The sequence below is a fragment of the Edaphobacter sp. 4G125 genome, from assembly GCF_014274685.1.
Lineage (GTDB): Bacteria > Acidobacteriota > Terriglobia > Terriglobales > Acidobacteriaceae > Edaphobacter.
The window spans coordinates 234,770-256,451 of sequence record NZ_CP060393.1; the positions used below are offsets into that span (position 1 = coordinate 234,770).

The following is a 21,682-nucleotide window of genomic DNA, read 5'->3' on the forward strand; positions in this document are numbered from 1 at the left end:
ATCAATATACGCGTTGTTTCCAACGAGAAACCTTTTCGGTGTATCTTGGCAGATACCTATGCGAAACCTTCTGTGGAAGCCCTCTACACTCTTCGTCCCCGCTCTTGCCATTGCAATGGCTGCGCCTCTGGCCACTCAGCTCATCGCGCAGGATGCAGCCCCTAAGCCTCGGCATCAAGACACCGAGGTGTATGAGCCGGTGCCTCCGATCGTGACGCCGGGCAAAACCGATTCAGACCCTCCTTCAGATGCGATCGTACTGTTCAATGGCAAGAATCTGGACGAGTGGGTTTCCGCACAGGACCAGTCCCCGGCCAGATGGAATGTCCACAATGGCATCCTGACTGTCAGCAAAGAGAAGGGTGTCGGAAATATTGAGACAAAGAAGAAGTTTAAGGACTATCAGCTCCATATCGAGTGGAGGATACCGAAGGACATCACGGGATCGGACCAGGCGCGCGGCAACAGCGGTGTTTTTCTGGCCTCGACCGGTCCGCGCGACGACGGCTACGAGTTACAGGTATTGGACAACTATAACAACAAGACCTATGTAAACGGGCAGGTGGGCGCGATCTACAAGCAGGGGATTCCGCTGGCAAATCCGGCGCGCAAGCCAGGCGAGTGGCAAAGCTACGACATCGTGTGGACAGCCCCACGCTTCAATGAAGATGGTTCGCTAAAGACGCCGGCCTATGCCACAGTCTTTATGAATGGCGTGCTGGTGCAGGATCACTTCGAACTGAAAGGGCAGACGCTATACATCGGAAAGCCCTTCTACAAAGCGTACGATGAAGCCCCGATCAAGCTACAGGCGCACGGCGACAAGAGTGAGCCCATCAGCTTCCGAAATATCTGGGTACGGGAGTTGAACTTTCGGCCGGTAATGAAGTAAGTAAGTTATCACCCCTCCTTCACCAGTTGGAGGAGGGGTATGGGATCGTTCGATGGCATTCGTTAGCGTAACGCGATTGCGGGTCCGGTCACTGCGTTTCATCCCCTCATTTGCCGTTCACACACTGCGCTCCCGTCAACAGGTGAGGAAGGCACTGGGATTTGTGACCGGTGCCCTTCTGACTGATCGGAACATGACGTTTTGGACGATGACAGTGTGGGACTCGCAAGAGAGTATGCGAGCCTTCATGACAAGCGGAGCTCATAAGCGAGTTATGCCCTATCTGCTGAATTGGTGCGATGAGGCCTCGGTAGTGCACTTTACTCAGCCGGACGAAACGCTACCCAGCTGGGCAGAAGCAGATGCTCATATGCGCGAGAACGGGCGCGCATCGAAGGTACTGCACCCCAGTCCTCAACATGCCACTTTGAACTATCGCGCTCCGCGTATAACTGCCGGTGCACTGATCCGCCGGTAGCTTATGCCTTCACCGGCCAGGCGGTTTTGCCACCGTGATGATAGGCGAGATTCCCGATATGCCCTGCACGTGCCGCAGAAACACCGGTCTCCACAGGCGCATTGGGTTCCTTGCGACTCTTAATGCAGTCAAAGAAGTTGCGCGTGTGAGCAATGGTACCGTCTTCGAAAGACTCCTCTCGTAGTACAGGGTTCTTATCGTTCCTGACACCTTCGCGGTAAAGCGTCATGCCACTGCGAGTGAGCTTTAAAGTGGCTTCTGTGCCGCGGAACTCCAGGCCGCCATCATCAATTGAAGAGGCCATCATTCCTTCGTAGACGACGTCGAAATGGGGATAACGGAAGGCGGCCTGAATCGTGTCTGGGCACTCCCAGTCCTGATAGACGCGTTTATCACCGAGCATGAAGGCTGTGGTCGGTTCGTCGGACTTCATCGCCCAGTGGACGACGTCGATCCAGTGGGTGAAGAGGTCGGTCATGGCTCCGCCGCCGAAGTTCCAGAACCAGCGCCAGCGGAAAAATTTCTCGAGCGTAAAGGGCTGTTCCGGCGCTCCACCGAGCCAGCGATTCCAGTCGAGCTGCGACTGATCCACTGGCTTGGGTACCCAGCTGAAGCCGTAATTCTGCCACCAATAAGTACGCACCTGCGGTATCTTGCCCAACGCTCCGCCTTGAATCAGGTCGACTGCGTTACGAAAATGCGACCAGCTACGCTGCTGCATACCGCACTGGAGGACCTGTTTGCCGGAGCGCACGGCCCTGGTCAGCACGGCCCCTTCTTCGAGCGTATGTGTCACAGGCTTTTCGAGATAAACATCCTTGCCTGCGGCGAGCGCAGATGCTGCGATGCGTACATGCCAGTGATCGGGTGTAGCGATGAATACGGCATCGATCGTCTTATCGTCGGTTACCTCGCGGTAGTCAACATGTTCGGTTGCGGTTGACGCATTCGAACGAGCCTTGATCTCGGCACGACGCGGCCCATACACATCGCAAACGGAGACGATATCGAAAGGGACACCGGTCTGGTCGGCTGAACCCAACACTCCCTTCATACGGCCTCCGGCACCGATGATGCCGACGCGCAGGCGCTCGTTGGCGCCGAAAGCGCGGGTAGAAGCAAGCGCGGTCAAACCGCTAGCGACGAGGAAGCTGCGACGGTTGGTACTGAAGGACATAACTCTCCGGATTCTCCTCTTTGGAAGTCGGGAGGATGGTACCAGATGGAGGCATCTGGATTGAGAATGCTTGCGATCTAGGCCGCGTGCCTTCTTCTGGGAGTTTCGATATCCGGCAGAAGACCTGTGAGCAGACCAATAGCAGGCAGGTAAGCGCAAAGGTGATAGACGAAGAAGATTCCTTTCACATCGGCCATCTTGCCCAGGACCGCGGCTCCGATTCCGCCCATGCCGAAGGCGACGCCAAAGAAGAGACCGGAGATCATGCCGACGCGGCCCGGAAGAAGCTCCTGCGCATAGACCAGGATGGCGGAAAATGCTGACGAAATCACGAAGCCGATGATGAAGCTGAGAACTCCTGTCCAGAAGAGATTTGCGTAGGGCAGGATGAGCGTAAACGGCAGCACGCCGAGAATCGAGAACCAGATCACGAGCTTGCGGCCATAGCGATCGCCTGCCGAGCCTCCGATCAGCGTTCCAGCAGCCACCGCCCCGAGGAAGATGAAGAGCATGATCTGCGAGGTCTGCACAGAGACCTGGAAACGCTGAATGAGATAGAAGGTGTAGTAGCTTGTCAGGCTGGCAAGATAAAAATACTTCGAAAAAATCAGCGCGATCAGGACCGAGATGGCAACAGAGATTCTTGTGCGTGAGAGAGGAACGTGGGCGTGACGCTCCTCATTTTTACGCTTTGCGGACTCAGCCTGCCGTGCCTTGTACCAGCGGCCTACGCGCATCAGCACAACGATTCCAACGATGGCCGGGATCGCGAACCATGCCATTCCTTTTTGTCCCTGGGGCAGGACGATGAAGGCGGCCAGCAGAGGTCCGATCGCCGAGCCGGTGTTTCCGCCCACCTGAAAGAACGATTGCGCGAAGCCATGTTTTCCGCCCGAAGCCATGCGCGCGATACGCGAGGATTCCGGATGGAAGATCGCCGAGCCAACGCCAACCAACGAAGACGCGATCAGCAGCCAGGTGAAGTCCGGCGCAACAGCCAACAAAATCAGCCCTACGAGCGTAAACGTCATACCAACAGGCAACGCATAGGGTTTGGGCCGCGCGTCGGTGAACTGTCCGATCACAGGCTGAAGCAGCGAGGCCACGACCTGATAGGTGAGCGTGAGCAAACCGAGATGCGTAAAGTCCAGATGAAACGAGCTTTTCAGGATGGGATAGATCGCGGGCAGCAGCGACTGCACCATGTCGTTGAGCAGGTGGCAGAAGCTGATGGCAGCCAGCACCCGAAAGAGCGCCTTCGAAGGCCCCTGTAGTCGTGGGGCTTCAAACTCGGATGCAGACGATACATCAGAGGCAGGAAAGCTCGCGGTAACGGAGATCTCGCTCATAACGGGTATGTTTTTAGTGTACTTCCGGGTCGATCCAGGATCGATTTTTATGAATGAATCTAATGATTGGATAACGAGCGCACTGAGGAAGATGCGGAATCCACATCAGCGAAACGTCCATTTCTCGTTAAAATAAGAGGCGCAATGGCGTTTCCAATCAAAGTCTGTGTCGTGTGTCACGAAGAGTTCGAGCTGAAGCCCGATAAACCGGGTTTTGCCAATCGCTGTCCCGAGTGCAGCATGGAGGATGAGTCCTCCACGGGCGAGAATCGTGCGGCGGATGCCGCCGAGCGCGAGTACGAGCGTGGAGCCAACGAGGCTCGACGAAAAGCCATCCGCGACATGCTCTACCGCAAAGATAGTTAATTACAGGATGTAGCGGCTCAGGTCCTGGTCCTTCACGATCGAGGCGACCTGCTGCCGGACATACTCTGGATCGACTACGATCACCTTCTCGGCCCCGCTTTCTGTCTTGCGCTCAATCACGGGGAGCGGCGAAGCGGTTGGAGTCGAGGCGGAGATCTGCGCGACCACGCCTTCTTCCGTTGCCTGCGCCCGCGAAGCCTTCATCAGGTCGGGCGCCTGGAAGCTGATCTCGTCCAGCACGCGTTCGAGGATGGTGTGAAGCCGACGTGCGCCAATGTTCTCGGTCGTCTCGTTGACGCGGAAGGCGAACTGCGCCATTTCGGCGATGGCTTCCTTGGTGAATTCCAGCTTGAGACCTTCGGTTTCCAGCAGAGCTGTCGACTGCTTGACCAGCGAGCTCTTGGGCTCAGTGAGGATGCGCACGAAGTCATCGACGGTGAGCGATTGCAGCTCAACACGGATCGGGAAACGCCCCTGGAGTTCGGGGATAAGGTCCGAGGGTTTCGAGACGTGGAAGGCTCCCGCAGCAATGAAGAGGATGTGATCGGTCGAAACCATGCCATATTTGGTATTGACGGTCGTGCCTTCGACGATGGGAAGGATGTCGCGCTGCACACCCTCGCGAGACACATCGGGACCGTGCCCGCCCTCGCGTCCGGCGATCTTGTCGATCTCGTCGAGGAATACCATGCCGGAGTCTTCGACGCGCTCGACGGCCAAGCGGGTGACCTGATCCATGTCGATGAGGCGGGACTCCTCTTCCTGCACAAGATATTCGAAGGCTTCAGCGACCTTCATTTTGCGTTTCTTGGTACGTTGCCCGAAAAGACCTGGAATCATGTCCTTCAGGTTAATGTCCATCTCTTCGGCGCCCTGGTTGGTGATGATCTCGAAGCTGGGTTGGTTGCGGTCGCGCACGTCGATCTCGACGATACGGTCGTCCAGCTTCCCTTCGCGGAACTGCTGGCGCAATTTTTCGCGGGTGCGCTGTTCGCGGTCGCCGGGACGGTCTTCTGTCTGAGACTCAGGTGTAGAAGCCGGAAGCTGAATCACGTTGGTTCCCTGCTCATGGGTAGCCGCTGTTGTGACGGAAGCCGTGGGCGTAGGCGGCAGAAGCAGATCGAGCAGGCGGTCTTCAGCAGCGAGCTCGGCCTTGTCCTCCACTTCTTCGAGCTTCTCGTCACGCACCATGTCGATGGCGATCTCCACCAGGTCGCGCACGATGGATTCAACATCGCGGCCAACATAGCCGACCTCGGTAAACTTCGATGCCTCAACCTTAAGAAAGGGAGAATTGGTCAACTTGGCGAGACGTCGTGCGATCTCCGTTTTGCCCACGCCGGTCGGCCCAATCATGATGATGTTCTTCGGCATAATCTCGTCGGCAAGCTCGGGAGTGAGCTTCTGGCGGCGCATGCGGTTACGCAGCGCGATTGCAACAGCGCGTTTCGCGGCGTGCTGGCCAACGACGTACTTGTCCAACTCAGCGACGATCTCGCGCGGAGTCATCTCGTCGAGCGCAAGCGCTTGGTCTTCTGCTGTTCCGGGTAGGTAGATTGCCATCGGGTGAAGCTCCTGGGTGAAAGAGAGTCAGTAAGTTAGCACTATGAGTTCGCTTTCAGCTCCTCAATCGTAAAGTTCTGGTTGGTATAGATGCAGATGTCGCCGGCAATCTTCATTGATTTCTCGGCAACCTCGCGCGCGGAGAGCTGTGTATTCTCCAGCAGGGCGCGACCGGCGGCAAGAGCGAAGCTGCCGCCGCTGCCGATGGCACAGATACCTTCGTCAGGATCGATCACGTCTCCTGTTCCAGAAAGCATCAACGTCGATTTGGCATCAGCGACGATCAGGAGCGCTTCAAGCTGACGCAGCATCTTATCGGTGCGCCAGTCCTTGGCCAACTCCACAGCAGCGCGGCTCAGCTGGCCGGCGTACTGCTCCAGTTTGGTTTCAAAACGAGCAAAGAGCGAGAAGGCATCGGCGGTCGAACCGGCGAATCCGGCAAGCACCTTATCCTGGTAGAGCCGACGGATCTTCTTCGCGGAGTGCTTCATCACGGTTGATCCCATCGAAACCTGTCCATCGGCAGCCATCACCACCGAATCTCCCCGCCGAACGCAGACCACCGTGGTCGAACGGATGCGGCGCCCCTCCGCCAGATCGAGCGGATGAGCAACAGAACCAAGGGGCTGAGCAGGGTTGGAAGCGGATCGCGAGGTCGAAGGGGTACGTTTTTTGCTCACATCCCAGTATATCGCCGACGAAGGACTGCTTTTGACCATCCCATAAAGGTGTGCTGTTGTCGTAAAAGCAACATCCAATCAACCTGTTTATCCGCAAATTATTGACCTGGGCTATGCTTTGCGTAGACAGCCGTGTTCACCAACGTGCCAGAATACCTCTTGGTTCCCCTGCGCTCTCCTCGGAATGCCGCCCTTACAGCGGCTGCGACGATGGCCGTCGGAGGCCTTGTCTGGTATCTCTTTCGTCGCCCTCGCCCCACCGCGGAAGAGATTGAACGCACTCGCCGCGACCTGCTCGCCGCGAATGGCCGTATTACGGACGGCAGCATCATCGAGGCTCCTTTTACCCAGCAGGACGACTCTTCTTCCTCCCGGCAGGTCATCGTCTATAACTACCGCATCGCTGGAGTCAGCTATGAGGCAGCGCAGGATGTCGCGTCGTTGGGCGAACTGGTTCGCGATATTCGAACCGATCTTCCCATCCAGGTGCGGTATGAACCACATAATCCGGCGAATAGCATCGTAGTCGCCGAGGCCTGGAGCGGATTGCGACTCAGCTCCACACATCCCCATCCCGATGCGCAAGCAAACTCCGATTGATCCTGTAGATCGAAGTGGCTAGCGAAGACTACACTTGACCTATGCACATGGTCGCCACCCCGAACCGCCGGATGCAGCAGGTCCTGAAGGCGTCCATGGGCCTCACTGCCGCCTATGTTCTGGCAACGTTCCTCTTCGGTCTCAAAGCTCATTCCCTGGCCCTGATCTCTGAAGCAGGACATAACCTCAGTGATCTGCTCGCCATCGTCCTCTCCTACGTGGCGGTGTATTTTCAAGGCCGTCCCGCTACGGACGAAAAAACCTTCGGCTATCAGCGCGCAGGAGTTTTAGCTGCCTTCGTAAACGCGGCAACGCTGGTCGTACTCTCCGTCTGGATCGCGGTTACAGCCATCCAGCGGCTCAGCTCGCCGGTCGCGGTCCAACCCGAGATCATGATGGAGGTCGCTGTCGCCGGAGTATTGATGAACGGCACGGTCGCGGCGCTCCTATGGAAATTCTCCGGAGACGTGAATATTCGCAGCGTCTTTCTGCACATGCTGGGAGATACGCTCTCTACTGCTGCTGTTATCGTCGGCGGCGCAGCCATTCTGTTTACCGGAATGTCCTGGGTGGATCCCGTTCTCTCGCTCATGATCGCTGTGATGATCCTATGGAGTTCCGTCGGCATCCTGCGTGAGACACTGAACATCCTGCTGGAAGGTACGCCCAGAAACCTGCAACTCGGCGCCGTACGCCTGGCTATGCAGTCCGTTCAGGGAGTGCTGGATGTGCACGACCTTCACATCTGGAGCCTGGGAGCGCAATCCCATGCACTGGCCAGCCATGTAACCGTTGCGGAGATGCCCGCGTCGGAGTGTACCTCCATCCTTACCGAGATCAACTGTCGTCTACGCGACCGCTTCCATATCAATCACACGACGATCCAGTTTGAGACAACCGGATGCGAGACGACACACGGTTGCAGCTCTCCTCCCGAGCCGGAAGAGGTCGGTGCCCATGATCATCACCACCACGGCCACAGCCATTCCCACTAAACCATCTATGCGGGGCCGAAGTATCGCTTGAGACGAAGGAACCGCCGTTCGTAAAAGCGAAAACTCAGCCACGCGAGAGGGAACGTCAACATCAGGTTGCAGATCAAAATCGCAGCGTGAAGACCTCCCCTGGAATGGATATGTGTTTGCAAAAATGCCGCATAGATCACTCCCATCATCTGATGGAAGATATAGATGCCATAGCTGTACTTCCCCAACCAACGTAAGACGGACCAGTTCATTATCGACGCTGTTCTTGATCCGGGTACTAGCGCCATCGCGATCAGCGAAGTGCTGGCGAGGGCAAGTATGCTGTAGCCGAGACCATTGATAAGCCGGTTATCTTCCCAATTGAATGATCCCGTTTTCCAGGCGATTATCAGGCAAGCGACCACCGCCAAACCGAAGACTGGGGCAGCAGCGCGTAGAATACTCTCTCGATGTTTTCCACGAATTGCCAGAGCAAGCCACCCACCGGCAAGGAGAGCATCCGATCGGCAGATCGTCAATTTGTAGGTTGCCTCAAAGTTTGCTCCATGTGCTAGCAAAATCATCCTGGTTACAGGAGCGGTAAAAGCGAGGGCAAGCGCAACCCAGAGCAGCTTTCTACGATCTCGAACGAGAAACACAATCACAGGCCAAACGAGATAAAACTGTTCTTCGACAGCGAGAGACCATAGATGCCCCGTAATATCTTTGATCGCTGCAACCTGAGATCCATGCCACCACAAAGAGGTGTTCTGAAGGTAAAACAGGAGCACATAAAGCTGGCGTCCTGTATTCCATGTAGGACGAAAGACGAGGAAAAGAACAAACAGAACGCCGTAATACAGAGGGAAGATCCTCAAAGCCCGGCGCATGTAAAAATTTCGGAAGTAATGTTTACCCGTCAGCGAATCAAACAGGATTCCGGTGATCAGAAATCCGGAGAGGGCAAAGAACAGGTCCACCCCAATCCATCCCGCATTTTTAACTTTCAGAAGAAGATCAATAAAAAAAGACCCGGTAGGCCGGTTGCTGGACCATAACAGATGGACCAGCAGAACGAGAGTGATCGCAAGTCCGCGAACGCCATCGAGTGCCTGGATATGCGGCATCCTCTTTTCGTGCGAAACCGCCGATTCTCTTCCTGGCGTTGCAGCAAGTACCGTCTCAACCATTCGTACCCCATGTTTACGGCAACGAAGCCATCGCCCTGAATTCTTTTTGCCTGCGTCGCAACAGTCCAGACGGATAACGGCAGAATTTCAGCAAGGCAGAAATCTTTGTGGTCTTGTATTTTGTCGTGTTCAGACCGGCGGGAAAGGGGGAGGTTATAAAGAAGACCGCGTCACTGGACGCGGTCTTCTAAGTTGTATCTGTGAAGAATTAACGTGCTGCGGCAGGTTCGCCGATCTCTTGGAGTCGCTTCGCCAAGGTCTTTTCCAGATCCTCAAGCGCCTTCGAGAAGCCTTCGATGCCTTCCTTCAGTTTGTCGTTTGCCATGCGATCGGCGGCGTGCATCTTGTCGAAGGTCGCCTTGTCGACGACGATCTTCTCGATCTTCATCGTCTTGGCCTTCTCCGGGTCGAGCTTGCGTTCAAGCGTTCCGCTTGCGGCTTGAAGCTCACCGAGCAGCTTGGGTGCGATGGTCAGCAGATCGCATCCCGCCAGCTCGACGATCTCGCCGGTGTTGCGGAAGCTCGCGCCCATCACCTGAGTCTTGTAGCCAAAATGTTTGTAATAGTTGTAGATGGTTGTAACCGACTGTACGCCGGGATCGTCCGCCCCAACATAATCCTTACCGGTGTCTTTCTTGTACCAGTCGAGAATGCGGCCAACAAACGGGGAAATCAGGGTGACCTTCGCCTCGGCGCAGGCAATCGCCTGGTGAAGGCCGAAGAGAAGGGTCATGTTGCAGTGAATGCCTTCCTTCTCCAGAACCTCGGCGGCCTTGATGCCCTCCCATGTGGAGGCGAGCTTGATGAGAACGCGCTCGCGAGAGATGCCGGCGCTTTCGTATTGCGCAATGATGTCGCGAGCCGTCTCGATGGACTTCTCCGTATCGTAGGAGATGCGGGCATCCACCTCAGTGGAGACGCGGCCGGGAATAATCTCGAGAATCTTCTTGCCAAAGGCGACGGCCAGGGTCTTGAAGGCCAGCCCAGCAACCTGCTCATCGGTCGCGCTCGGGCCTGCATTTTTGCGTGCCTGCTGTAGCACATCATCAACGATGGACTGGTACTCCGGCATGCCGGCAGCAGCCTGAATCAGAGATGGGTTGGTTGTGGAGTCCGTCGGCTTGTACTGCTTGATGGCGTTGATATCGCCGGTATCGGAGACCACAGTGGTCATGCCACGAAGCTGTTCGAGAATTGTCGCCATAATCTTTGCACTCCTTCGCTGCTTACTTTGATTTTATCAAGCTGTGAAGCGTTACGCAGGCCCCCGGTACCGGGACAATGATAAAAAGACCTTCAAAATACAGGATTTACGCCTATTTAGAGGCAATGGCTTAACCCGTTCATATCAAAGGATTATTCAGCGCTGAAACTGTTCTTCAGCACGCCGAGTCCGGTGATCTCCACCTCAACTGTATCGCCGGTCTGCACCGGTCCTACTCCCGCAGGCGTACCGGTAGGGATCAGGTCACCCGGCTCAAGCGTGATCGAAGCTGAGATGTAGCGCAGCAGAAAATCTAAAGGAAAGATCAGGTCAGCCGTCGACCCATTCTGCTTCACCTGGCCGTTGAGACGTGTCGTTACTGTGACCGGATCGCCGTCAAGAGGATCTATCTCATCGGAGACGATAGGACCAACGGGGCAGAAGGTATCCCATCCTTTACCCCGCGTCCATTGCCCATCCGATTTTTGAATATCGCGCGCTGTGACGTCGTTGACGATGGTGTAACCACGAATGTAATCGAGCGGGTCCTCGGCAGGACTGAGATGGCTGCAGCGTTGACCGATTACGATTGCCAGCTCACCTTCGTAATCCACTCGCTTCGAAAGCGCAGGCATCTTCACCGTACCTCCCGGAGCAAGCAGCGACGACGGCGGCTTGAGGAAGAGCAATGGCTCCTTTGGCACTTCATTGCCCAGCTCTGCGGCGTGCTCGCGGTAATTACGACCGATACAGATGATCTTGGAGGGCGTAACCGGCGGTAATAAAGAGAGATTCGCGAGAGGCGTAGGAGTAAATGCCCTGTCCGCAGGCTGGTTCAAAGCGGCCAGGCAAGCCGCAAGGTCCTCTTCAGGGGGAGCCATCGACTGCACCGCCCAAAGGAGTCCGTCCCGCTCCTCAACCAGGGCATACTGAGCAACTCCATCTGAGAGGTACCTGCAGTACTTCATCGGCGGTTGTCCTTTCTTCTCCGAAAGAATATTTCAAAACTTCCTGGCCGTCTCGGTGACCTCGTTGGAAGGTGAACTCTCGTTTCCAGTGCCATCAACGGCAGTTACGCGGTACATGTAGGTATGGCCCACCGACGCTGTCGCATCGGAAAATCCAGGACCAACAACTGGGGTCGTCGTGATCCGACGGAACACATCCGAGGAGCCCTCCCGACGATAGACGTTGTATCCGACCAGATCAGTCTCCGTATTGGCCTGCCAGGAGAGATCGATTGTGGCAGTAGCGCCCTCTGTTCCGGGAGCAGCCGCCAGTCCGGTGGGGGCTGCCGGAGCAAAATGATCCGTCATGATCAGGGTGATCGGGGCAGAAAGCTCTCCACGCAGCTCGAACCTGTCGCCGCCGATCTCGACCGTTCGGATGCGCTGAGCGCGATAGCGATACTGCTGTCCGCGAATGGCTGTGCGATCCATGGTTCCTCCATGATCAACAGAATCAGCATCGGGATTAGCGGCGCGCAGTTTCACCTCGATCGGCTGTTCTTCAGGAAGAGCGACCGCAGCCTTTTTGGATGTCTTAGCGGTAGGTACCGAGAGAAGCGTGCGGTCCAATTCCATGACAGAGATTGCGTTCGAAGGCTGCCACTCTACCATCGCACCGGTGCGGGTCGGTGTCGCCTTCAATCCCATCACCATAGGCGGCGCCTCACCCGCGGGTACCAAAGCTGCTCGCGAGATACCCGCCGATCGCCCCTGTGGGTTCAGAATGCGAATACGGTATCCAAGCAGCACGACCGGATCATGCGTGAGAGCCGCGGGCAACTGGTCGTCGGCCTCGGTTACGCCGGACTTGACCGTAAGATGAAGCACAATGCTGCACCCGGGCGCCTCCTGAAGCGGCAGGGTTTGTCGCGAAGGTTTTACCGGAGCCGCCTCGGGCTTTGGAGAGATCTCACGGCAGATCTCCGCTGTAAGCGGAGAAGGAACCTTGAGGCCATCGGTCGTACGCTGCGGCGTCGTCCAGCGGAGATGGACGCCCTCGCCGACCCGGTCCGCCGTCAGGTCCGTAACCACCTCAGACAGATGAAGCGAGGGTGGATGCGGTGGACCAGGACTGGCGCAAGACGTCAGCAGCAGAACAAAAGCGAAGGCTGAGAGTGTGGAGATGCAGAGGCGTTGACGGCTCAATCGCAGGGCTTTGGGTGGGACTTGCATCCGTCTTCAGCCTAGCATCTTGTGCAATTTCGCTAAACCAGGCAGTGATCAGGGCCGCACATTCGTATTCACCGGCGTCCATAAGAAGAAACTTTGCGTTTATTCAAGGGTTTGGGCGACAATGACCTGCCAGTTCCGTTGTAGAAAGGATGGGAACGGATGTACTCTTCACTGCTCCTACTCTGTTTTCTGATCGGGTGTGTCGCCGGACTGCGCTCCATGATGGCTCCCGCCATCATTTGTGCGACGGCATACGTGCAATGGATTCACTTGGAAAAGACTCCTTTAGCTTTTCTGGACACGATCGCGGCTCTTTCAATCTTCACCCTGTTTGCCATCGGAGAACTGATCGTAGACAAGCTTCCGAAGACTCCTGCCAGAACAGCCCCCGTTGGACTGATCGCTCGTATCATCACCGGGGGGCTCTGCGGTGCGGCCCTCGCCATGAGCGCAGGAAAAGGAGTTCCTGTGGGAATCCTGCTGGGCTCGCTCGGAGGGATCACGGGGGCCTTCGTCGGCTACAACGTCCGGCATGGGTTGGTAACTCACATGAACCTGCCCGATTTTGTGGTTGCCGTCGTCGAGGACCTGCTGGCGATTTCCGGTGGACTCTTTGTGGTCTCCAAAATGTGACCGTAAAACTCTGTTTGTCATTCCGTAACGTATTGGAGGAATGGCAAAGAGCCGGAACTGGAAAAACCCGGCATTGCGGTGGCGAAGCTGGTAATTCCTTACTTCAGGGGCGAGAACGGCAGCGGACGCCACATCGTGTTGCTGATGTTGGCGACAATCTGCGAGTCCTTGAGCTCAGGCGGAGCGCTGAGTTTCTTCCACTCGGGGTCCGAGCCAAAGGCATGCCAGAGCTTTTCCCGCTCGGCAAGCGAATCGAACGAGAGCATATAGGTGATGTTTGGCTGACGCGGGCCAATCACAGATTCACCAATGAAGACAGGTCGCATCCCCAGGCGCTGAAAAGTCGCGATCTCGCCGTTGTTGAACATCCCTGACTTCTTCTGACGCGCCGGCACAGACTGCGACTGGTAGGTACGAAGTTCGAAGATGCGCGGTGGCCGGCTGGCGGCATCGTTAGGAAGAACAGCCGCAGGCAGGATAGCGAGACTCTGTAGCAAGCTGCTTTCAATCGTGACGAAGGGGAGGCCAGGGCCATCGTTGAGCGCCTGGAGCGCCTTCTGATGCGCGTCGTCAGTTTCGAGCGCAGCAAGAGCCTGCTGCATGGCAGCAAGATTGGTGTGCTGAGTGAGTGCCAGGATGGAAGGACCGTCGGGGCCAATAAGATTTGCAAGAGCAGCGACCGGCCTGGAAGACGCGCGGGTGAGCGCGGGGAAAAGTCCGCTCTCAAGGTAGTCCGAGACGCGCTTGACCTGCGACTCGTCACTATTGTGCAGGCGCCATGTGGTGAGCTCCAGGAAGCTCAGTGGTGTTGCGGCGGCAGCTTGGGACGAGGTAGCGAAGAGAGCAGACATAGCGGCTGTACCAGCGATAAGTTGACGACGATCCATAGAAGCTACGGTATCAGAGCAGTACATGTACGTGTATCTCGGTTGCTTCGTCGTGATGTTCGCCTTACTATCGCCTTGAGTGGATTTTTCAAAGACCAAGTCGAAGATCAATCTGAACGGTCCAAAGTCTGAAGCCGAGCGTCTGGTTTCTGCAGGACGCGTAGATGACGATGCCGCCTTCGATCTGAAACTGCGACCCACGCGTCTCAACGAGTTCATCGGCCAGACCAAGGCCAAGGAGCAGCTTGCCATCGCACTTGAAGCGGCAAGATCACGTGGCGAAGCACTGGATCACGTGCTCCTCTTTGGGCCTCCGGGATTGGGCAAGACGACGCTGGCAACGATCATCGCCAACGAGTTGGAGGTCGGCTTCCAGCAAACCTCGGGACCGGCATTGCAGATTCAGGGCGACCTGACGGCGATCCTCACCAACATCCGCGACAGGCAGGTGCTCTTTCTCGATGAGATTCATCGGCTACAGCCCGTGCTGGAAGAGAAGCTTTACACCGCGCTTGAGGACTACAAGCTCGACATCATGATTGGACAGGGTCCGGCAGCGCGTACGCATGTGATGGACATCAAGCCCTTCACCTTCGTGGCCGCGACAACACGCCCAGGGTTGCTCTCTTCGCCGTTGCGATCGCGCTTCGGCATCTTATTGCGGCTTGAGTTCTACACCGACGACGAATTGCGCTTTGTGGTGGAGCGATCGGCCGAGGTACTTGGCGTTCCGATCGATCACGATGGCGCAGCGGAGATTGCCATGCGCTCGCGGGGAACACCCCGTATTGCCAATCGTCTGTTGCGTCGCGTGCGCGACTACGCACAGGTTCGCGCGGCAGGAAAGATCGACCGCGATACGGCATGCAAGGCGCTCGAGCTGCTGGAGGTCGACGCCCACGGCTTCGACGAGCTCGACCGCCGACTGCTCCGCACCATCATCGAAAAGTACGATGGCGGCCCAGTCGGCTTGAACACGCTGGCTGCAGCTCTGGCCGAGGAGCAGGACGCTCTCGAGGAAGTCTATGAGCCATTCTTGATCCAGATTGGTTTTCTCGATCGCACGCCACGGGGCCGCGTGGCAACGCGTCTGGCCTATGAGCACCTGGGAATCGAGATGCCTCGGAAGCTCAGCCTGTTTTAACCATTGGAGCGCGGAAATAAGGAAAATTCCTGCATATCTCCTTGAGAAGGCTACAGATGTGGAATATCCTTCCCTACGGAAGAAAGAATAAAGTACACAGATGTATAGCATGGGCCTTGCATGGACTACACCACGTCTCACATTTCCTTCCTGGTCTCCGTCGGGTTATTCACGATCGCATTGTTTGCGCTCTCCCTTGCAGATCGTTGCGTAATTGGAGCTCGGTGGTTCGCTGCGTCAACGCTGATTGAGTTCATCAAGACAGCTCTACAGGGCCTAAATGGCCATATTCCGCGACTGTATACGGTTTGCCTCGCCAATGAACTAAACGTTTTGGCCTTTTTCGCCATGTTTCTGGGGTTCCGCTGGTTTGTGGTGCGCAGGCCATTCCGTGCATGGGGATGGCTGATTCCGATGGCAGCGACAATGGCAGTTTATCCCTTCATGTTCCTACTCAAGATGCGGAACTGGTCGTTCAGTGTGATCGGCCTACCCGTACTCGGCATTTGCCTCGCTACGATATTGGTACTGTGGCGGCAAAAGAATGAGCGCTTTGCGATACCGGCACGACTGACAGCTTTTTTGGTGGGGATTAACTTTGTGATGTTGCTTTACCGGTGCGTACTGTCGATTCGAGAAAATTCGGCGGTAGGTATAACGACACCGTGGCAGGACCCACGATGGATGTATTCCATGTTGGTGATTCTGTTTGTTGCCTATTGTTTGCTGCTCATGTACACGCTGTTCACTGTGTTGGAGATGCATGCGAACGTTACACATGTTGCTGGCGTGGATGCTTTGACAGGCGCATTGAATCGCCGCATGTTGATGAAGTATGCCTCCCGGAAGTTTGACCTGAGCCTACAGACAGAAAGGCCTTTGGCAGCGATCGCCGTGGACCTCGACAACTTTAAGCGCGTGAACGACACCTATGGCCATGGCGGCGGCGACGTTGCACTCTGCGCTTTCGTAGAACTGGTGAAGGAGACTCTTCGTCCTGATGATGTGATTGCACGCACCGGGGGCGAGGAGTTTGTGCTGGTCTTGCCAGGGATGGATAGAGATAGCGCCGCGGCACTGGCAGAAAACCTGCGATACAGCCTGGAGCAGATGCGCATTCATTACGATGGTCGGCTCATTACAATGACAACGAGTGCGGGCGTAACAGAGCGGCGGCCAGAAGACTCGCTGGCAGCAATGCTGGAGCGTGCCGATCGATTACTCTATCGAGCGAAGGCCCATGGACGAAACTGCGTTGTAACGGACGACCACTTGGCGCAACACCCGAAACCCATACTCGTAGAGAGGCTTCGGGGATCACGATCGCAGAGTGGAAAAATGGCTTAAGCCAGCGCACGGGCAAGACTTCCGCCTGCCGCAGCGAGCTTTGTTTCGGCAGACGCGCGATCCAAGCCAAGTTTCTGCATGGCAATCGCCACCTTCACGCTGCCTGCCTCAGTAAGTAGTTCCGCAGCTGTTGTCCGATCCACTTCTGTGGCCTCTGCAATAATCCTTTGGGCACGATCGATCAGCTTGTCGTTGGTCGGCTGCACATTCACCATCAGGTTGCCGTAGACCGCTCCGGTCCGAATCATCACGCCGGTTGAGAGCATATTCAACACCAGCTTGGTCGCAGTGCCCGCCTTAAGACGAGTGGAACCGGTAACCACCTCGGGACCAGTCACTGGAGCGATAGCAATCTCTGCAATCTGTGCCATCTCTGAGCCTTCCACACAGGTGAGCGAGATCACCAATGCGCCCATCATTTTGGCATGCTCCATCGCTCCAATCACATACGGTGTGCGACCACTGGCAGCGATCCCGACGAGGGTGTCCGGCGCTTCGTTCCTTCTAAAACCCGCTGTACTAAGGTCCAACGCGCCCTGCTCGCGCGAGTCCTCTGACTTTTCGCTCGACTTGCGCAGCGCCGAATCACCTCCAGCGATCAGCCCCTGCACCAGGGTAGGCGGCACCGAGAAGGTCGGCGGGCATTCGCTGGCATCCAGCACACCCAGGCGACCGCTCGTTCCAGCTCCGATGTAAAACAGTCGGCCTCCTCGTTCGAAACGCCGGGCAATCTCGTCGACCGCCTGCGCGATCTGCGGAAGTTCCTTCGCAACCGCCAAAGGAACGCTCTGGTCCTCCTGGTTGATGACCGTCAGCATCTCCAGTGTCGAAAGCTGGTCGATGTGGGTGGTGCGTGGGTTACGGGTTTCCGTCGAGAGCGTAGCGAGATTCAGATCAGCATTCATTCCTCTTCCATGATGGAGGACAAAGGCCACAAGAGCAATGGATACAGAAGACGAATGAGTGAATACAGATAGACCAATTGAGGAATACAGAAAAATAACGGCATACAGCAAAGTTCTTGATTCGACAGGAGTGCCGCCTTCCCCATGCGATATGCTGAACCGTCAAGCCCTGTATCAATGTAATTTTGTGCTGCACACTGCAACGTTCCGCAGTATGATCGCCTTCAACATCGGACGGAGGCCGCGCATGCACGAGACCATCCATGTAGGCGGGATGAATATTACGTTCCTCCAGACACGCCACGAAACTGCTGATGCGCTGGACGTCTTTGAGCTCACCATTCCTCCCGCGGCCAGTGTCGTCGTTCCCCATACGCATCTTCACTATGACGAGTGGATCCTCGGCATGGACGGCATCACCACCTGGACGATAAACGGGGAAATCCTTCTGATTCATCCAGGCGAAAGCCTCTCCATTCCTCGAGGATCTCCACACTTCTTTGCTAACCTGCACGATCAAGTCGCAAGGGTCATCTGCCTGCAAACCCCTGGTGTGATGGGACCGGAATACTATCGTGAGATTGCAGCCTTTTACCGTCCTGGCGATCCCGATTTGGCCTCGATCGGAAAGGTGATGCATCGGTATGGCGTAGAGCCGCTTATCCCTGCAAAGCAGCCTGATTCTTCCCAACTTACCAATCGGTAATCTATCCCTCTTCGTTTTGCAGGCGGCACCCGTCCGGTAGCTTACACTGCTTGCAGACGACCATGGCCATACGTCAGCTCATTACTGCCCTGTTTGGAATCGCTATGCTTTCTCCTGTTGCTCCAGCCCAAAGGGTCACCGCCGATGGCGCAGCCCAGACCTTCCGCTTCGTCTCCGATCAGTACTTCTCCGATGTCCTCTTCCACTTTTCGCCCACGTATGGCACACAGGCCGGATTGCATCAGTACGACATACATCTTGAGGACTACTCTGCCGCCGCGGTTCAGAAGCAGGTTGCCGCTCTGCACACCTACGAGAAGAAGATCGAAGAGATTCCCGCCGATGGGCTGGACGCCTCCGTTGCCGCCGACCGCGAGATTCTGCTCAACAGCATTCGGTCCCAACTTCTTTCTTTGGAAGTGATTCGGAACTGGGAAAAGAACCCGGACAATTATTCCAGCGGTATCACCAACTCCATCTTTGTCTTGATGGAGCGGCCCTTCGCTCCCGTGAACACGCGCCTACGTGCCACTGTTGAGCGCGAGAAGCAGATCCCGCAGGTCTTTATTGAGGCCCGCAAAAATCTCAAGAATCCTCCACGTATCTTTACGGAGATCGCGCTCGAACAAATCGACGGTCTTGTCAGCTTCTTTCAGAACGACGTTCCTGCTGCTTTTGCCGAGGCTGACGATACAAAAGCAAAGGCGGACTTCGCTCGTACCAATGCCGCCGTCATCCAGTCCTTGAAGGACTACGCCGCATGGATGAAGACGGATCTGCTGCCTCGTTCTAACGGCGATTACCGACTCGGCGCTGATACCTTTGCTAAAAAACTTTCCTACGACGAGATGGTCGATATTCCTCTGGATCGTCTACTGCAGGTCGCCTTTGACGATCTGCATCGCAACCAGGCCGAGTTTGCCCGTATCGCCAAAGAAGTCGATCCTAATAAGACTCCGCAGGAGGTACTGGCTGAGCTTGCCACGATTCACCCTGCCCCAGACAAACTGCTCGACTCCTTCCACAACACCTTCGACTCGCTGATCGTCTTCATCCGCGCGCACAACATCATCACCATTCCCAGTGACGTGCAGCCCACTCTTGAAGAGACTCCACCCTTCATGCGCGCCACAACCTTTGCTTCAATGGACCCGCCAGGACCATTCGAGACGCGTTCCACTAAGGCTTACTTCAACGTGACTCTCCCGGAAAAGGATTGGACAGCCGAGCACGTTGCCGAACACATGGCGAGCTTCAACACCGGCACCATCATCTCCACCAGCGTGCATGAGGCCTATCCGGGCCATTACGTGCAGTTCCTCTGGCAGAATCAGTTTCCGTCGAAGATTCGCAAGCTGATCGGTGCAAACTCGAACATTGAGGGATGGGCTCACTATACCGAGCAGATGATGCTTGATGAGGGATATGCGGCGCCACCTGCAAACGCCACTCCGGATCAGGTGCGCGAAGCGAAACTGATCCGCCTGGGCCAGTTACAGGATGCGTTGCTCCGTGACGCTCGCTTCGTCAACTCCATCAAGCTGCACACAGGGTTAGGCGAGCCGGACGGTAAGTGGACGATCGATCAGGCTGTGGACTTCTTCGTGAAGGAGGGGTACCAATCCCGCTCCGTGGGCTTGGTCGAAACCAAACGCGGAACCGCGGATGCAACCTATCTCTACTACACTCTGGGCAAGCTCGAGATCATGAAACTGAGAGAAGATCTGAAAAAGAAGCAGGGATCAGCCTTCAACTTGCAGAATTTTCATGACGACTTCATGCGGCAGGGTTTTGCGCCTATTAAGGTGATCCGTAAGGCTATGCTGCACGATAACTCGCCGGTGCTGTAGGAGTTTGCCGTTCAGGCAACCCGGAAAAGGCTTTTATCACCAAAAACTTAAGAGTCTTTAAAAGACGATCGCTATAGATCGATACTCTTGTAGTAAGAGAAATGAATTTACGACCATAGGAAACCTTCCCCATACATGTCAAAAAAGATTCGTAAAGCAGTCATTCCCGCAGCAGGACTCGGAACCCGTTTTTTGCCGGCAACCAAAGCCACTCCCAAAGAGATGCTCTGCCTCGTCGACAAGCCACTGATCCAATACGGCGTTGAAGAGGCCGTTGCCGCGGGCTGCACCGAGGTCATCATCGTCACCGGACGCGGCAAGACGACGATGGAAGATCATTTCGACAAGTCCTTCGAGCTCGAAGCCACGCTTGCTGCCAAAAACAAAACTGCGCTGCTTGAGGTCGCTCGTTCTGTTTCGAAGATCGCGAAAATTATCTACACGCGACAATCCGAACCGCTTGGTCTGGGACATGCCGTGCTTCAGGCAAAAGAGATCGTCGGCGATGAGCCTTTCGCAGTTCTGCTTCCCGACGATATCGTCGACGCAAAGATTCCCTGCATGAAGCAGATGGTCGAGGCGTTCGAGCAGACGGGCTCGTCCATCCTTGGATCTGAAATTGTCGAAGGCGATGCCATCTCCGCCTACGGTTGCCTCGCTGTCACGCCCGATACAAAGAACCCGCGCCTGCTCGCCGTCAGCGACATGGTCGAAAAGCCAAAGCCGGAAGAGGCTCCTTCACAGAACGCCATCATTGGCCGCTACATCCTCACCCCACGCATCTTCGAGATGCTCGAGACGATCACTCCCGGAGCTGGCGGTGAACTCCAGCTCACAGACGGTATCAAGGCATTGTTGAAGTATGAGAAGGTCTTTGGCTTCACTTACGACGGCAAACGCCACGATGCCGGCGACAAGCTCGGCTTCCTCAAGGCAACAGTCGAGTTCGGACTGAAGCACGACAAGCTGGGCGCAGACTTCAAGGCTTGGCTAAAGCAGTTCCCGCTCTAGAAACCCAGGAAAGGTACTATATTTTGAACGGCCACGAACGATCGGTGGCCGTTCAATGTTTACGGAGCAGATTCGATCAAAGGGTGGCGGAATGAAAAACTTCAACGAGCAAAGCGCTGTTCAATTTCTTAAGGACGTTCGCAGGCCATTGCTGACGCTGCATAAGTCGATTCTTGATCATGAGCGTGCCGCATATGAAAAGACCGTTGGACCGATTACGCCTGCGGCATTTCTGCAGGAGTTGATTAGCGGTACAAACTTCCGCTGGATCGCACCACTAACGACTGCCATCACGAGCATCGACGAGCTTCTCGACGAGAAAGAAACCACAGACGAAGAGAAAGTTGCCGGTGCACAAGCCATCTCCGCTCTGTTCGCACCAGATGCGCCAGATAACGCTTTTCGCCAGCGCTATCTAACGTTATTGCAGGAGAGTCCGGCCATCCTGCACGAACATAGCAAAGTGATTCAGGCTCTAAACAACGTCGGCTAAGCTAGCAAGCGGATCAGGATCTCGAATCTTTCATCGTTCGCCAATCATCGAACTATCCGTAA

General features: G+C 55.8%; 22 protein-coding genes. 12 read left to right on the forward strand and 10 right to left on the reverse strand.

The window, feature by feature from the left end; all coding sequences use genetic code 11:
* Positions 1-58: 58 nt before the first annotated feature.
* Positions 59-892: a 3-keto-disaccharide hydrolase gene (locus H7846_RS01035; protein ID WP_255460761.1), complete on the forward strand. Its 834-nt coding sequence runs from the start codon at positions 59-61 to the stop codon at positions 890-892.
* A 52-nt stretch (positions 893-944) separates the two neighbouring features.
* The gene (locus H7846_RS01040; RefSeq protein ID WP_186694520.1) at positions 945-1,370 is read left to right on the forward strand and encodes a DUF3291 domain-containing protein; all 426 of its coding nucleotides are present in this window, start codon (positions 945-947) and stop codon (positions 1,368-1,370) included.
* A gap of 1 nt (position 1,371) precedes the next feature.
* Here the strand turns inward: H7846_RS01040 and H7846_RS01045 are convergent, their stop codons facing one another.
* Both H7846_RS01045 and H7846_RS01050 read right to left on the reverse strand, forming a co-directional pair.
* Complete coding sequence (locus H7846_RS01045; protein ID WP_186694521.1) at positions 1,372-2,547, reverse strand: Gfo/Idh/MocA family protein; 1,176 nt, start codon at positions 2,545-2,547, stop codon at positions 1,372-1,374.
* Positions 2,548-2,624: 77 nt separating this feature from the next.
* Entirely contained in the window at positions 2,625-3,896 is a 1,272-nt protein-coding gene (locus tag H7846_RS01050; RefSeq protein ID WP_186694523.1) for an MFS transporter, read from the reverse strand.
* Positions 3,897-4,040: 144 nt separating this feature from the next.
* Here H7846_RS01050 and H7846_RS01055 point away from each other — a divergent pair, with 144 nt between their 5' ends.
* Complete coding sequence (locus H7846_RS01055) at positions 4,041-4,262, forward strand: hypothetical protein (RefSeq protein ID WP_186694525.1); 222 nt, start codon at positions 4,041-4,043, stop codon at positions 4,260-4,262.
* On the opposite strand, the gene hslU is transcribed toward H7846_RS01055, so the two are convergent.
* Positions 4,263-5,825 carry an ATP-dependent protease ATPase subunit HslU gene (gene hslU, locus H7846_RS01060; protein ID WP_186694527.1) on the reverse strand — a complete coding sequence of 521 codons (1,563 nt, stop codon included), beginning with the start codon at positions 5,823-5,825 and terminating at the stop codon, positions 4,263-4,265.
* A 41-nt stretch (positions 5,826-5,866) separates the two neighbouring features.
* Positions 5,867-6,505, reverse strand: coding sequence for an ATP-dependent protease subunit HslV (hslV, locus tag H7846_RS01065; RefSeq protein ID WP_449240078.1), 639 nt, complete (start codon positions 6,503-6,505; stop codon positions 5,867-5,869).
* A 159-nt stretch (positions 6,506-6,664) separates the two neighbouring features.
* Between hslV and H7846_RS01070 the strand changes: the two genes are divergently transcribed.
* Entirely contained in the window at positions 6,665-7,105 is a 441-nt protein-coding gene (locus H7846_RS01070; RefSeq protein ID WP_186694529.1) for a DUF3592 domain-containing protein, read from the forward strand.
* 41 nt (positions 7,106-7,146) lie between these two features.
* The gene (locus tag H7846_RS01075; RefSeq protein WP_186694531.1) at positions 7,147-8,100 is read left to right on the forward strand and encodes a cation diffusion facilitator family transporter; all 954 of its coding nucleotides are present in this window, start codon (positions 7,147-7,149) and stop codon (positions 8,098-8,100) included.
* 5 nt (positions 8,101-8,105) lie between these two features.
* On the opposite strand, the gene H7846_RS01080 is transcribed toward H7846_RS01075, so the two are convergent.
* From H7846_RS01080 to H7846_RS01095, 4 genes are all read right to left on the reverse strand, one after another.
* Complete coding sequence (locus H7846_RS01080; protein ID WP_186694533.1) at positions 8,106-9,260, reverse strand: acyltransferase family protein; 1,155 nt, start codon at positions 9,258-9,260, stop codon at positions 8,106-8,108.
* A gap of 208 nt (positions 9,261-9,468) precedes the next feature.
* On the reverse strand, positions 9,469-10,464 hold the full coding sequence (locus H7846_RS01085; RefSeq protein WP_186694534.1) for a transaldolase: 996 nt from the start codon (positions 10,462-10,464) through the stop codon (positions 9,469-9,471).
* A gap of 152 nt (positions 10,465-10,616) precedes the next feature.
* Positions 10,617-11,432 carry a fumarylacetoacetate hydrolase family protein gene (locus H7846_RS01090; RefSeq protein ID WP_186694536.1) on the reverse strand — a complete coding sequence of 272 codons (816 nt, stop codon included), beginning with the start codon at positions 11,430-11,432 and terminating at the stop codon, positions 10,617-10,619.
* 33 nt (positions 11,433-11,465) lie between these two features.
* A complete protein-coding gene (locus H7846_RS01095; RefSeq protein ID WP_186694537.1) occupies positions 11,466-12,644 on the reverse strand; it encodes a fibronectin type III domain-containing protein in 1,179 nt (392 codons plus the stop codon).
* Between the two features lie 159 nt (positions 12,645-12,803).
* On the opposite strand from H7846_RS01095, the gene H7846_RS01100 reads away from it, so the two are divergent.
* Positions 12,804-13,277 (forward strand): DUF4126 family protein, encoded by a 474-nt coding sequence (locus tag H7846_RS01100; protein WP_186694539.1) that lies wholly within the window; start codon positions 12,804-12,806, stop codon positions 13,275-13,277.
* A 98-nt stretch (positions 13,278-13,375) separates the two neighbouring features.
* Here H7846_RS01100 and H7846_RS01105 read toward each other — a convergent pair whose 3' ends face one another.
* Positions 13,376-14,191, reverse strand: a complete 816-nt coding sequence (locus tag H7846_RS01105; RefSeq protein ID WP_186694541.1) for an NIPSNAP family protein — start codon at positions 14,189-14,191, stop codon at positions 13,376-13,378.
* A 52-nt stretch (positions 14,192-14,243) separates the two neighbouring features.
* Here H7846_RS01105 and ruvB point away from each other — a divergent pair, with 52 nt between their 5' ends.
* Together ruvB and H7846_RS01115 are read left to right on the forward strand one after the other, a co-directional pair.
* Positions 14,244-15,308, forward strand: coding sequence for a Holliday junction branch migration DNA helicase RuvB (gene ruvB / locus H7846_RS01110; RefSeq protein ID WP_186694542.1), 1,065 nt, complete (start codon positions 14,244-14,246; stop codon positions 15,306-15,308).
* Positions 15,309-15,428: 120 nt separating this feature from the next.
* Positions 15,429-16,655, forward strand: a complete 1,227-nt coding sequence (locus H7846_RS01115) for a GGDEF domain-containing protein (protein WP_186694544.1) — start codon at positions 15,429-15,431, stop codon at positions 16,653-16,655.
* Here H7846_RS01115 and murQ read toward each other — a convergent pair.
* Positions 16,652-17,560, reverse strand: coding sequence for an N-acetylmuramic acid 6-phosphate etherase (gene murQ / locus H7846_RS01120; protein WP_186694546.1), 909 nt, complete (start codon positions 17,558-17,560; stop codon positions 16,652-16,654). The two genes, H7846_RS01115 and murQ, sit on opposite strands and share 4 nt — an antisense overlap.
* Positions 17,561-17,807: 247 nt before the next feature.
* Between murQ and H7846_RS01125 the strand changes: the two genes are divergently transcribed.
* The 4 genes from H7846_RS01125 to H7846_RS01140 all read left to right on the forward strand — a co-directional run bounded on the left by H7846_RS01125 (position 17,808) and on the right by H7846_RS01140 (position 21,620).
* On the forward strand, positions 17,808-18,266 hold the full coding sequence (locus tag H7846_RS01125) for a cupin domain-containing protein (RefSeq protein WP_186694548.1): 459 nt from the start codon (positions 17,808-17,810) through the stop codon (positions 18,264-18,266).
* A 62-nt stretch (positions 18,267-18,328) separates the two neighbouring features.
* Complete coding sequence (locus H7846_RS01130) at positions 18,329-20,116, forward strand: DUF885 domain-containing protein (RefSeq protein ID WP_255460762.1); 1,788 nt, start codon at positions 18,329-18,331, stop codon at positions 20,114-20,116.
* A 135-nt stretch (positions 20,117-20,251) separates the two neighbouring features.
* Positions 20,252-21,127 (forward strand): UTP--glucose-1-phosphate uridylyltransferase GalU, encoded by an 876-nt coding sequence (gene galU / locus H7846_RS01135; RefSeq protein ID WP_186694550.1) that lies wholly within the window; start codon positions 20,252-20,254, stop codon positions 21,125-21,127.
* 91 nt (positions 21,128-21,218) lie between these two features.
* The gene (locus tag H7846_RS01140; protein ID WP_186694552.1) at positions 21,219-21,620 is read left to right on the forward strand and encodes a hypothetical protein; all 402 of its coding nucleotides are present in this window, start codon (positions 21,219-21,221) and stop codon (positions 21,618-21,620) included.
* The last annotated feature ends 62 nt before the right edge of the window (positions 21,621-21,682 follow it).